Source organism: Rhodococcus sp. 2H158, assembly GCF_053764755.1.
The window spans coordinates 190,351-203,748 of sequence record NZ_JBSNCE010000003.1 but is presented as its reverse complement, the minus strand read 5'-3'; the positions used below and the strand labels follow the sequence as shown (position 1 = coordinate 203,748).

Annotated in this window: 7 protein-coding genes; 1 reads left to right on the top strand and 6 read right to left on the bottom strand. The window is 66.9% G+C overall.

Translation table 11 applies throughout. From position 1 onward, the window contains the following. Window positions 1-93: 93 nt before the first annotated feature. Both ACWPOB_RS04340 and ACWPOB_RS04335 read right to left on the bottom strand, forming a co-directional pair. Entirely contained in the window at window positions 94-462 is a 369-nt protein-coding gene (locus tag ACWPOB_RS04340; RefSeq protein ID WP_455400007.1) for a hypothetical protein, read from the bottom strand. Window positions 463-1,117: 655 nt separating this feature from the next. Further along, entirely contained in the window at window positions 1,118-3,223 is a 2,106-nt protein-coding gene (locus ACWPOB_RS04335; RefSeq protein ID WP_455400006.1) for a DEAD/DEAH box helicase, read from the bottom strand. A gap of 314 nt (window positions 3,224-3,537) precedes the next feature. Here ACWPOB_RS04335 and ACWPOB_RS04330 point away from each other — a divergent pair, with 314 nt between their 5' ends. Continuing rightward, the gene (locus tag ACWPOB_RS04330; protein WP_455400005.1) at window positions 3,538-4,938 is read left to right on the top strand and encodes a GreA/GreB family elongation factor; all 1,401 of its coding nucleotides are present in this window, start codon (window positions 3,538-3,540) and stop codon (window positions 4,936-4,938) included. A gap of 21 nt (window positions 4,939-4,959) precedes the next feature. Here ACWPOB_RS04330 and brxD read toward each other — a convergent pair whose 3' ends face one another. From brxD to ACWPOB_RS04310, 4 genes are all read right to left on the bottom strand, one after another. After that, on the bottom strand, window positions 4,960-6,240 hold the full coding sequence (brxD, locus tag ACWPOB_RS04325; RefSeq protein WP_455400004.1) for a BREX system ATP-binding protein BrxD: 1,281 nt from the start codon (window positions 6,238-6,240) through the stop codon (window positions 4,960-4,962). Beyond that, the gene (gene pglZ / locus ACWPOB_RS04320; protein WP_455400003.1) at window positions 6,237-8,897 is read right to left on the bottom strand and encodes a BREX-2 system phosphatase PglZ; all 2,661 of its coding nucleotides are present in this window, start codon (window positions 8,895-8,897) and stop codon (window positions 6,237-6,239) included. Before pglZ ends, brxD begins: the two co-directional genes overlap by 4 nt. Next, a complete protein-coding gene (locus ACWPOB_RS04315) occupies window positions 8,894-12,604 on the bottom strand; it encodes a DUF6079 family protein (protein WP_455400002.1) in 3,711 nt (1,236 codons plus the stop codon). Before ACWPOB_RS04315 ends, pglZ begins: the two co-directional genes overlap by 4 nt. Window positions 12,605-13,084: 480 nt before the next feature. Beyond that, window positions 13,085-13,246 (bottom strand): hypothetical protein, encoded by a 162-nt coding sequence (locus tag ACWPOB_RS04310; protein WP_455400001.1) that lies wholly within the window; start codon window positions 13,244-13,246, stop codon window positions 13,085-13,087. Window positions 13,247-13,398: the final 152 nt, after the last annotated feature.

Below are 13,398 nucleotides of genomic sequence, written 5' to 3'. Positions count from 1 at the left end.
GTCGGCGAAAGCACTCGGATGCGCACGGCAGCGGGCTCTGACCTCGGGCTGGGCGTGGGTTTCGCTGTCGAGGTGGCACTGCTTTCGGTCTTTCTAGTTATTCCGTTTCACTCGGATTTTGCTGGGGAGGTCGAGGCACTCGCAGACCACAACCCCGGTGCCATCGAAGCGGCGCGCACTACGGCACATATCCCAGGAGCACCACGCCGGATCCGGAGGATTTCGTCGGCGCTGCGCAGGTGACGATACGAGCATCGAAGCGATCACGTGCGCTCTGGAACGCGCCGCGATCCCCTCCCCCACTCCACCGGGCATGCCGTCGGCGCCGGCGCTCACGGCGGTACTGATCAGCCTGGTGAACCACGCCTCGCCACCCTCGTCCAGGTCGGTCTCATCTGCCGCGGCGACCAGCAGCACGTCGCCGTCAACGTCGCCCGCGAGGACCGTTGCCTCACCTGTCACCACCTGACGATGCGGCGGGATGACGCATCGTCGCCCCGTTCCCGCGGACGGGGCGACCAGCACGCGCCCGACGGGGTGCCAGCCGAGCGGCTACGGGGTGACACCCCTGTCACCCGGACGCCGTCCTCGAACCAAGAAGCGAACCCGCTGTTGCGGCGCGATCGGCACCTCGTCCACGCCCCGCGACGGCAGCGCACCGGCAAGAACATCCGCAGGTCAAGACACTGGCCGCGGCGTGCCGCCAGGCCGGTCTCACCGGCCGGTTCGACATCCTTACCGCGGCGAAAGCCTCGATGATCGCGCCCTCGGTCGACGTCCACAGCATCATCGACGCGCTCGTGCGCGCGGCACTCGAACGCCATCGACCACACGCCCCCCGCTCGGCAGCGGCGTGGATCCAGACCTGACAGGAACTGCGTCCACCACCCCGGAACTTCCACCTACCTGCGGCAACTGCGACGAGTACGGCTGGCGCCTTGACGACGAACTCGGCAGAGCTGTTCGCTGCCCGTGCCGCCGTATCGGATTCGAGTGGCCGGAGGCACCCATTGGAGTTCGGAGTGCCGAGCGCACGCAAGCGGGCCGAATCCTGCTCCGCTCACGACCGCACGCACCGGGCGCTGTGTGCGAGTAGTGCATGACTCGGACGGAGTGCTTATTCCCCGTGGTCGGTCCGATCGATCCGGCGACGCGTCGCGACGACGTCTCGGGCGTGCGGTTCGTCCGCGAGCCTCACCGCCAGGGTCATCTCGGCGACTCCCGGTGGTAGCGCGGCGGAGAACTTCAGTCCGGCCACGGCGTTCTGCGCGACATGCGGGAGGGTCCAATGAGGTTCTGCCAGAGCCGCACTCACGTCTGCCGGGGCGATGGTCGGAAGGAGACGCAAGGACTTCTCGTCGACCCGCTGGCGGGGATCGACCAAAGCCGGAAGCGATGCTTGCAGGGTGCGGTTGGCCGCGGTTCCTGCCCAGGTCCACCACCGGCCAGAGCCTTCCGACGGCATCGTGAGCACGGAGGCATCCGGATCGACGCTGTCGGCGTAGCTCTGCCGTAGTTCCGTGAGCACTGTGTCCGCGCGTCGGGTGAGGGTCACTCCTGCAGGTGCGGCGCCGAGCAGCACTGCGCGCATGCCCCGAGTGATGTCGTAGGACAATCCGCCGCCTGTGCCGGACCACTTGGCCTTCCCACCGCCGTCCGCGGGTTCGACGAAGCACCGCCGCCGTTGCCAATCGATGTGGGTCACCATCCACGAGCGACCACCGAGCAACAGCACGCGGGGGCCGTCGACCTCCTCGACCAGCAGGTCGGTACCGACGGTGCCGACCTCGTTGCGTCCGGCCAGCACGGTGAACTCCGGTGGGGCACTGAAGACTGCCGTCAGGTCGGAGAAGTATCGCCGTCCGAATCGGCGCTCGGCCTCCGGTCCGATGTGCATGAAGCTCCCGTCACGCTCGAAGAAGCCCTGCGCGCGGAGGAACGCCATGATCTCGTCGGCGTGCTCGTCGAAGATCGTCAGAGAACCCCACCATTGCCGCCAGCTCTTCTCCCCAAGTCGGTGTTCCTGCAGGCACAGCGCCAGCATCTGCTGCGCAGCAATATGCCGCGGGGATGGGGGTGGGACAATCGGCTCCACCCATCCGCGCGACCAGCATTCGAGCATGCCCAGGGTGAGCAGCACCTGTTCGTCGTCGATGCCGAGGAACAGACAGTTGCGGACGCTGCCCGGGCGGCGGCCAGTGCGCCCGAGACGCTGCAGGAACGACGCGACGGTGCGAGGCGAACCGATCTGGATGACGCGGTCGAGGTCGCCGACATCGATACCGAGTTCGAGGGTGGAGGTCGCGACGATCACCGTGTCCCGGGCGTCGACGAACGCCGCCTCGGATCGCCGTCGCTCGGCAGCCGAGAGCGACGAGTGCGACAGGAAGGTGGTTACTCCTCGTTCCCGCAAGGCCGCACCGAGTTCCTCGGCGCGGCGTCGCGAGTCGACGAAGACCAAGCGTTTCTCTCCCTGGTGCAGAGCGGCGATGACTTTGGCGGCGTTGTCGATCGAGCCGACGCAGTCGACGGTGATCTCAGGTGGCGTGGTCGCGGCGGGGACGGTGGGGTCGACGACCCGGCGAGGACGGTCCGGAGTCCCACCCTGCAGCCATTGCAGCAGCTCGTCGGGATTGCCGACCGTCGCCGACAGCCCGATGCGTTGCAGGGGACGGCCGGCGAGGCGCGCGAGTCGTTCAAGTACGGCTAGGAGGTGCCAGCCACGATCGTCGCCGGCGAACGCGTGGACCTCGTCGACGACGACGGCACGCAGCCCCGCAAACAACACGCGCGGGTCGACCTTGGTGGACACCAGCATCGCTTCGAGAGATTCCGGTGTGGTGAGCAGGATGTCGGGGCGGTCCCGCAGGATCCGCTGCCGCGCGGACTGGCCGACGTCCCCGTGCCACAGAGCGGCGGTGCGGCCGAGCCACTGGGCGTAACTGTGGAGGCGGGGTTGGAGGTTGTTGAGTAGTGCCCGCAGTGGGCATACGTACAGCACCGACGTGCCCTGCCAATCGTGCTCGGCCATCGCCGAGAGCATCGGGAAGGCGGCGGCCTCGGTCTTGCCTCCCGCGGTGGGGGCGAGCACGAGGGTGTCGTCGCCGGCGAGGATCGGCGCGACCGCTGCTGCCTGGGTGGGACGCAACCCGTCCCAACGGAGCGTGTTGACGAGGTGGTACTGGATTCCTGGATGAAGAAGGCCGAAGGCGTCGTCGGTCACGAATCATCCTGCTCGGTCACACTGCGGTCGGACACCTCGTCGATCATTCGCCGTTGAATGACTCGGGGCAACTTCATCGTCGATCAATGCCGTGCTGTCCCGGTGCCGCATCACGCACCGTACGAGTCACGGGCGGGGCTGACGTAGAGCCGAGCCCCGCGCGGCTTCCGCAATCCGACACTGCGACCGCCGGACAACGGGAGGAGAAACCCACATCCTCAACCTGGCGGATGCTCGTTGTCCCGAACCCTACTACTGAGGGGGTCCACGCTTCCAACGTTCGATCTGACCGTATTGCGCGATACCATCACGGAGTGAAAAAACGGCTGGGCCGCCTGTGGAGCTTGCGGCGTAGGGTGGGCAGTCGCTCCTCGACTGAACCCGGCGCGCGTGACGAAAATACCGATACAACGATGTCGAGTGAATCGGTCACAGTAGCGCCGCCGGTCAGCACACGGATCAACACCACTCACCCGCTCGAAGATCGGACGATTTCCGAGAATCCACTCTTCGAATTCGACCGTGAACTCGAGCAGCACCAAATCGTCGAGAACATGCTGACCGAGCGTATACGGACACTCCAAGCAAGGATGGTCGAGTGCCGCGACGGAGGCGAATTGTCGGTGGATTACCAGCGTTACCACAGCCAAGTGCGGCGGCTGGAGGAGCAGCTGGCCGGCCTGGCAGACAGCCGCCGCCGGTACGTCGCAGACCGTGATCGCCTCGCTGCATGGGGCCCAACCGATGACTGGGTGGTCGCCGGATCGATCGTGACGATCCAGTACTTGGACGGCCATCGCGACACATTCGTGCTCACCGAACGGCCGCTCGACACCGAGTACGAGACCGTCTCCTACGAGTCACCGATAGGTAGCGCAGTCAAGCGCCGCAAGGTCGGCGACAAGGTGTCACTGCCAGCGGGAGCGCAGCTGACCATTGTTGAAATCACCGCCGGATTTCGGGTTGATCCACACATCGACCGCACTCAACTCAACCAATCCGAGGTGCCTGGCGGGGGCGTTCAGCGCATGGCTACGCAGCCCGTGCCCACCGCCAGTGAGGCTGACCAATTGATCGGAGGACAACGATGCAGCGACAAGACCTATCGCGATGACCTCTATCGCAGACGGACCGCTCCGAACGTTCGACGAATCAACGAGTATGTCGACCTGCTGAGATCGCAGCGTCCCGGTGCATTTATTCCTTACATTGCACCGACATACGGCGGTGTGCATGCCCGGTTGCTCACGCTCATGCAGGACCCGGGTCCAAAGACCGACTCGGCCAATCATAATGGATCAGGGATGATCTGTTTGGAGAACGCCGATCTGACGGCGGCCCGGCAGAAGTACTTCTTGACCCAAGCGGGTATAGACGTTTCACAAATCGTTTCGTGGAACGCCTACCCGTGGCCCAAGCCACATCCCCAAACAGAAAATACCGACCGCGCAGCTGCGGTAGCACTTCGCGGATTCCTTGAACTCACGCCGCAGCTAGAGGCCGTCATACTCAATGGCGTCGTCGCAAAACGGGTCTGGGCAGTGATGAAAAGGCTCGACCCTCACATTGCTATGGCAATTCGGGAGTTTCCGACCTTCCATACGAGTCCGAGGGCAGTTGATCCTGCAAAGAGATCAGCCGAATACATCGAGGATGTGAACCGAGACCTGAGCGCAAAGTACATAGCGGCCGGACGGAAGCTCAATGGAGCCTGAATAATTGGCGGTCTCCGGAGACTACAGATCTAAGTCGATGTCGTCGGCGTTGACAGCCTCTCGCTCCGCGGCTGACATCTCCGATGCTGCAATCTTCACGTCATAGTCGGTATACGGATCGAAGTCTGGATGCAGTTCGACCACGTCGAGGACGTCGACGAGTTTGCGCAGGAACAATCGCGGCGCGATGCCCACCCTGCCCCCGAGGCTGCCGGCGACGGCGGAAGCGAAGCGACGCAGGAACTCGTCGTCGACGGTCGACCGCACCCGATCACCTGCGTCGATCCCGGTGAAGAACAACTCGCGCACGCGCCCCCCGAGTTCGACGAGCCGGTCGAGGTCGAAGCCGGTCAGCCGTAGCTGCGGGGCGCGGGGGTTGTCGAACCGCGGGTCGCGGGAGAAATCGGTGTGCAACCGGTCCGCCAGCGGCGGCAGCAGCTGGATGCCCTGCCGGCCTTCGAAGAACGCCGGTGTGCCAGTGATAAGCAGGTACAAGCCTGGGAAGTGCCCGTCGTGGATCTCGTCGATCAACTGACGCAGCGCGTTGAGTGCTTTGGCGCGCGCGTCGGAACGGACCCGTTGCAGTGTCTCCACCTCGTCGAGTACGAGCAGCAGGCCGGCGTTGCCTGCGTCGGCCAGCACCGCGAGCAAGCCGCGGAGAAAGCCGAGGGCAAGGAAATGGTCGAGGTCGCCCTTGATACCGGCGCGGCGTTTCACCGATGCGGCGACGTGCGGTTGGCCGCCGAGCCAGGCCACCAGGGCATCGGCGCCGTCGTGATCGGCTTCCTCGACCATGCGACGGTACGCGCGAATCGCCATGGGAAACACGGGGGCTCGCGCGGCAACGTCGGCGAGCCGACGTTCGAGCAACTCCTCGACACCCACGCCCTGCCGCGCGGCGTCGTCCTCGACGGTGAACAACCACGCGTCGAGGATCGGACGCAACGCCGACGGCGGGATCGACGCAGTACGCAGCGATTCGATGCTGCGCCGATACACGGTTTCCAGCTTGTGCAGCGGGGTGTCGATCTCGTTGATCTGCACCTCGGCAACCGCGAAGCCCCGTTTCATGGCGCGGTCGGCGAGCCACCGCGCGAAGAACGTCTTGCCCGAGCCGTAGTCGCCGCGCACCGCCTTGAACATCGCGCCGCCACCGGCGACCACCCCGAGTTCGGCGTCGAGTTCGGTTTCGAACTTTCCGAGGCCGACGGCGAGTTGGTCGAGCCCGTTGGCCGGGACAGTGCCACGGCGCAGCGCGTCGAGGATCTCCCGGCGTCGACGGGGCGAAACCGCAGCTGTCACGACCCGAGTCCGAACTGTTCTCGCAGTGCCGCTTCGTCGAGTCCGGCGACACCGCCGTCAAGTAGGAGCACCTCGTAGCCTTCGACGTCGAGCACCCGCTTGATCTGTAGAAGCGCACCGCCGACGCGGGCCGGGGCGATGCCGAGCAGGCTCGCGGCCTGCGCAGTGGTCAGTTCCCGTGCCGGCGCCGCGAGCAGTGCGGCGAGCAACGCTCGGATCTGTTCACGCTGCACCACGATTCGTCCGGCAAGCCGTTCCTGATCGGCGAACACCGGGGTGGCGATCACCTGGTCGGCGACGTTCACGGTGACGGTGGCCGGTTCGTCGGTGTCGAACAGGGTGGGCGCCGCCTGTTTCGCGGGCGCAGCCGACACCGGTGTCGCCGCAGGTGCCGCGATCTGCACGGGGGCATACCACCATCGCGGTTCGACGGGTTCGAGTGCGGTGAGGGTGGCCGGGCGTTCCCCGGTGTGGAATGCGAGCACCGGCACGAGCACCTCGGAGGGCGCCGCTCCCCCGTGGTAGCCGGCGTTGACCGGTCCGTAGCGAACATTCTCCTCGACGGCGAGTACCACCGTATGACTGTCGGTGAGCACCCGCGGGCCGCGAACCACGATCTCTCCGTCGTCGACGTGGTCGAGGTCGCCGTGGGCGCGCTGCCCGTAAAGGTTCGCACGGGCGCGTTTGACGCTGGTGCGCCGTTCGATGATGTGTCCGTGATCGGAGGTGACAACCACCGCCCGCCCGGCGCGCTGCGCGGCCTGCAGCAACGCCCGCAGGTGGGTGATGGTGCCGATTCCCCAGTCGGTTCCGCCCGGGTCGGTGTGGTGGAGCGTGTCGTCGACGAAGTTGAGCACCGCCGCGACCAGCGGCCTGCCGGCGGTGTCGGCGATCGCGTTGGCGACTTCGGTGGCCAGGTCCGCACCCGCGGGCACGGTATCGAGGGCCTTCTTGTGGAAGATCGGATCGACCCGGCCGAGGGCTGCTTCGAGTCCGACCGAGCGCAATGCATCGAGGAATCCGGCGCGTTCGGCGGCAACGTCACCTTCGCGCAGGTCACCGGTCAGCAACGAACAGCGGCTGCGCTGCGTGAGCGTCGGGAGCACCGCCAGCGCGGCGGCCCGGCGGGAGCCGCCGAGAGCTGCAGCTTCGGTCCATCCGTGTTCGGCCGCGGCGGCAGCAATGTCAGTGGCCGCGGCGATGGACAGTGCGTCGACGACGAGCAGCAGGGTGGGTCGGGCCTTGGCGAGCGGCAGCACCACCGTGCGCAGCAGCTGTTCGACGACCGGCCCGGTGGGGTGCGGGGTGTCGGCGAGCGCCGCGGCGAACCGGCGGTCGTGTCCGCGACGACGCGCGGTGACGGCGTCGATGACGCGGGTGACGGCAGCGGCGAGCGCCCGGTGGTCCGTGCCGCGGTACGCGGCGGCCAGCGCGGCGTCGACCCAGCCGTCGCCGTCGATGTATCGCCGGGTGTGATCGTCGAGGTTTCCGGTGGTGGGGGTGTCGACGGCCAGCCAGCGCAGCAATCGCACGGTGGCCTCGGCGGCCCGGTACGAGGAAGAAGTACGGGCGGACAGGTGCCGGAGCGTCTGCTGCCACGCCCACTCGACGCTGTCGAGACCGCCCTGCTTCGGTCCGAACTCGACGGGGTCGCCCGGCATGGCCACCTCGATGGCGTGGGCGAGCGCGTCGAGTCGGGCGGTGAGGCCTTGCGGGAGCAGTTCGGAGCGACCGGCGAGGTCGTCGATCCCGAGTTCACGCGCATGCGCGGCCGCGGATTGAAGCACGGCACGTCGTTCACTGTCGGTGAGCGTGCCGATGACGAGTCCGGACGAGTCGTCGTGCCAGGCGGCGAGGTCCTCGGTGGTGAGGTCGGTCAGTCCGTAGCGGCCGAGAAACAGGCCGCGGGCGAGGTCACTGCCAGGATCGGTGAACAGTCCGGCGAGCAACCCGAGCGGGACCAGGTCGGCGATGCGCTGGGTTTTCAATAGTGCAGCAACGGGTTTTGCGAGACGTCCGGCACGTTCGGCCAGCCACGTGGTGGTGGCGGCGACGAGTTCGGCGCCGCCGTCGGTGCGCAGCCGGTCGAATTCAGCGGTGACGCCGGGCCGGCGACTCCATTCGAGGACGACGAGCGTGTCGATCTCGGTGGCCGGGTCGTCGGTCATCGCCAGCGCACCGCGTGCAACGGCGGACATCGCGTGCGCGCGGGTGAGGACCCCACCCGGCGCGGGGGTCACCGCGGCGGTGGGGATCGCGGCGAGCAATCCCATCGCGAGGGCACGATCGTTGGCCACCCGGTAGAGGGCGGGTTCGACGGTGGTCGCCGAGAACGTGGACCGCAGCGCATCCCACGGGTCGGGGCTGATGAGACGCCCGTCGACGAGATGCGCAAGCACCCCGACACCGAGGTCCGCTTCCTCGATGGGGGTGAGCACGACGAGCCATTCGTCGTGGTTGCGTTGTTCGAGCGCCTCCCACACTGCAAAGGTCGACGGGCACGGCGCGACCGTGACGGGCACGCCGTCGTGCACGAAGGTGCCGCCGTCCCATTTCGGGGTGGCGCGCAGCCCGAGGACGCCGTTCCGGTGCCGCTTCTCCACGGCTTTCGCAAGCTTGGCGGCGATGATGGGGCGGGTGACGGTGAGGGTGCTCACTCGACCCACCACTTCACATGCAGACGAGAGCCATTCTTGACAAAGGCCTTTCGCAACCGAGCTGCGACGGAGTCGATGTCGTCGATGTCGTGGAGGACGACCGTGTCGGGATCGGTGACCACGTCGTCTTCGGTGTCGTCATCTACCACGTGGTCGTCATCGTCGTCGGTGCCACCGCCGTTGTCCTTGACATCGGAGACCACCCACTCCACCACGCGGGTTTCCACGCGCTTGAGCTCGGACAGCGGCGTGCCCGGCGTCGCGACAAGCTCTCGGAGATTCTGCAGGATCACTCGCGCGGATTCACCGCGCTCCCCGCCGGTTTCGGCACCGGCGACGAGGGTCTCGACCAGTTTCCACTGCACGTTGCGCAACGCGCGTGCATCGTCGGAGGCTTCGGTACGCAGATTGCCGGCGGTCTCCATCGCGACGGGTAGCTTCGCGGTCGCGAGGAGACCGATGAGCGCGACATTGCCGGCGGTGCCGACGAGCTGATCACAGAGTTCGACGAGCGCCCGAACCGCGCTGATCCGGTCGGTGTCGGTGACATCCAGCCCCAGCACCCGGTGGGCGTCGGCGAGCCGTTCGACGAGTTGCCGCAGCTCGGAGGTCCGCTCACCCGCCTTCACCCGCACCTGCTGGGCGAAGTCCGCGACGTTCGCGCCGGTGAGGTAGGTGCGCGGGATGGTGTAGCCGAACAGCTGGGTTGCGGCGAGCCGCGCGGCGTCCCAGGCGTTCTGCTCAGGCAGTTCCTCGGCGCGCAGTTCGATGCTCTCCCGCATCCGCCCCAGGGCCGGTGCCGGGACCGGGGAGCCGGCCTCGAACCAAGCGCGTTTGCGCAGCAACGCCCAGGCCGCGACGATCAGGTCGCGGGCCTCGGGCCGCAAGCCCCATGCAGGGCTGACGGCGTCGATGCGGCGTTGCAGCACACCGACGGTGACGCGGTCGGTGTCGACCGCGGCCCGGTCGAGCTCCCCGGCCCAGAACGCGAAGGTGTCTTCCCCGAACAGGAAGTGGTCCTCGGTGGCCTTGCCGACCTTCAACGGACCGGCGACCCGCTGGGCTACCTTGCGTTCGCCCCCTGCGGTGGGGACACGGCCCTGCCGGTCGGCGACGGCCTGCTCGACGAAACCGCGGACGACCTCGTAGTGGCGGGCGGTGACTTCCTCGTCCGGGCTCGGGAACTGCGGGTGGTTCGGATACAGCGCGGCGAAGGCCTGGTCGATGACCTTGTCGAAGGCATCCTCGAGGTTCAGCGCGGTCGGCAGCTTGGGGCTGAAGTCCTTGCTGAGCGAGACGAGGATCTCGGTGTGGCCGGGATCGTCGATGAATCGTTTCGGGTCGGGCGCTTCGATGCCGTAGGCCTGCTCGAGGAGCCGCTCGAACGAGTGGAGCGTGCCCCGATACAGGTTTTCAAGGATGCCGCGGGCCTGTGCGCGGTCCGACGGGGACAGGTGGTCGGTGTTCTCCTGCCAGCGGTCGCCGGTGCCGGTGAACAACCAGTCGAGCTTGACGAGCAGCGCGAGGTCCTGCATCGCCTCGTCGGAGAAGAACTTCGGCAGCCACACGATGGTGTGGCGATCGCCGTCGGCGAGGAGCCGGTCGATGCGGGCGATGTCGTCCGCGGCGGAGAAGTTCTGTTCGTCGAACGGGTAGTCGACGACGAGCCGCCACGTGCCGGGCCGGTTGTCGAAGTTCTGTTCGGGGACCGATGAGGCGTCGCGGACGTTGCCGAACACGACGTCGACCTCGCGGCGGGATCCACGCCAGATCACGGTACGGGTAGCGCCACCGGCGAGGTCGTCCTGCTTGGTGTCGACGCCGAGTGCCTTGTGCACGAGGGTGCGGATGAGCACCTTCCGCTTGCCGAGGTTGTCCTCGCCGCGGATGCGTTCGAGCACCGAGTTGTAGTCGACGTTGGCGAGCTGCACCCGGATGATCGGGTTGGTGCCCTCGGAGACGGTGATCTCGGGGACGTCCTTGGCCCATTCCCGCACGACGCCGAGGACGACGCGAGCCTCTCCGCCCTTCATGCGGGTCTTGATCGAACCGTGGTTGAGCGCGGCGAGACGGGATGCGGTGAGGTCGCGCAGCGCCGGGACCTTGGGGGCGATCGCCGAGAGCAACAGGGTCTTAGCGATGCGGTCGTGGGCTCGGAACCCGGCGGGCACCGAATCGGGGTCCGTCTCGAGCTGTTCGGCAGTCACCTGGTGGCGGGCGAGCAGCAGCGGCAGCAGCTTGTCCTTGTAGAGATTGGCAGCTGCGGTGAACAGGGTGCCGGCAACACCGTCGATGGGGTCTTCGCCGTCGACGATGGGTCCGAAGGCGTCGCCGACGGGAATGAGGTCGGCGGTGGTGAGGGTGTCGCGCCGTTCGACGAGCATGCGCTGCATCACCTTCAGGGCGGTGCGGTCGCGCTGCATCACCGATGCCAGTTCCCGCAGGGTCGCCACGAGCGCCGGGGAGAACGGGTAGGTGAGCCGGAACTCGTGTTCGGAGGCGCCGCGGTAGTCCTCGGTGGTGTTCATCGAGTCGCGCAGCACGTCCCACACCTCGGGGCTGCGGGTGACCGAACGGAACGCCTCGTCGAGGACCTGCCGCGCCTGCTCGTCCTTCGGCTGCAGTAACCGGACGTTGGCGACCTCGGCGAGGTTGTCGTTGCCGAGTTCGGTGGTGCGGAACCGGCCCTGCTGGTATTGCAGGGCCCGGTCGGATGCTTCCTGCTCGGAGCCGGATGCACCGGCGTCGGCGAGCCACTTGCGCAGGTCCATCTGGCGGGAGATGAACGAGATCAGCGGAATGGGTCGCGGGTTGCCGGCGGCTTCGACGAGTTTGGTGATCTTCTGCGATTCGCGACCGAAGAACTCGTTGCTGCGGACGGAGAAGATCAGCCACAGGATCAGCTCGTCGAGGAACAGCACCACCGCGTCGTAGCCGAGGGACTTGGCGTGTTCGGACAGCACCGCGAGGCCGCGGTCGATGTCGATGTAGTCGGCTTGTTCGACGAACGACGAGAAGTAGCTGCGCACCAGCGCGGAGACCAGTTCCTTGCGCAGTTCGCTCTCGGCCGGGGCGGCCAGGGCGCTCTGGTAGCGCTCAAGAGTCCAGCCGTCACTGAGCACCCCACCCCAGCCGTCGTCTGCGGCGGTATCCGAGTCGCCACCGAGACCTGCGAGGAACTGCTCGTCGCCGATGCGTTCGCGGAGGTTCTCGGCGTCGGCGAGCAGCGTGTCCGAGACGTGCAGGGCGGGCAGCGGCGCTTCCGGGTGCAGCCGGGCGATCTGGCGCACGTAACCCTGGAAGATGGCCTGTTCGAGGGATTTCGCACCGATGAGGTGGTAGGTGAGACGCAGGATCTTCTTGCCGGCCAGTTCGCCGTCGTAGCGGCCGGTGAGGTCGCGGAACCGGTCGACGCGCAGCGCCGGATGGTTGCCGAGCAGCGCGTAGAGCACGGCCATGAAGTGCGATTTACCGGATCCGAAGGAGCCGGCGAGGTAGGCGCCGCGCGAGGTGTTCTTCTTGATCGCGTCCGCGATGAGCGCGATCGCAGAGGCGAAGTTGTCCTTGAGCGAGTCGGTGAGGACATAGGCGTCGAGGGTGGCGCGGATGTGCGCGTCGTCGTCGGTGCTGTCGGTCAGCCGCAGCACGTAGTCGTCGGCGCCGATACGTTCCGGGATATCGATGACGTCCCGCAGCAGGATGCTCACGCTTGACCTGCCCTCCTTCGTGGTCCTCGTGACACAGCGGCCCCGAAGCGGGATCGCTGCGTGGTTCATCCTGCCAAAGAACAGCAACAGCTCGAGCCTCGCCTGCCTCGGCGTGCCGTGTACTCAGTCCGTTTCCTTCGGATGTCCCGGCTCGCACCGTTCGAGCAGTACTCGGCCACGACCTTGTCGCCCTTGGGTGCGGATCGAGGAAGAACCAGATGCGCCCACCATCGGTCACCTGGTACTGGTAGCGGGCGAAGTTCCGGCCGCTGTACGTCCCGCAGGCGTACCCGCCCTTCAGTTGGTACAGCCGCGGTGCCTGCACAGTCGGCTCCCGGGTGAGGGTGGCCCACGCATCGACGGGGGCGTTGCGGGCCGTCGCCCACAGATCGGTCCAGCTCTTCTGCGCATCCCGTGTGGCGAACACCAGTTGCCACTCAACGCGCTTGATCGAGCGAGGGATCGCTTCACCCTTCCTCCTCACGCGGGAAGATCCGGTCGTGCGACCACCTCGGCGGCATCGAGGTACTCCAGGTCCGAACCATCAACAGTGAGGCTGGGATCTGCGTATGCCTCCGCGGTCGCCTTCCACGCCTCGAACAGGATCGCGAGCCGGTAGAAACGGGCCACCGCCGTCTGCACTGTTGACTGCCGCGACACGAACGCGTGTTCGAGTTGACCCTCGCCGCCACCCGTGGGACCATCCCTGCACCGGCCTGAATACAGGTCGACCCCGGAAGGTGCTACCAACACCAACCGGGGTCTGGGCACAAGACAGTAGGAGCTGTCATGCA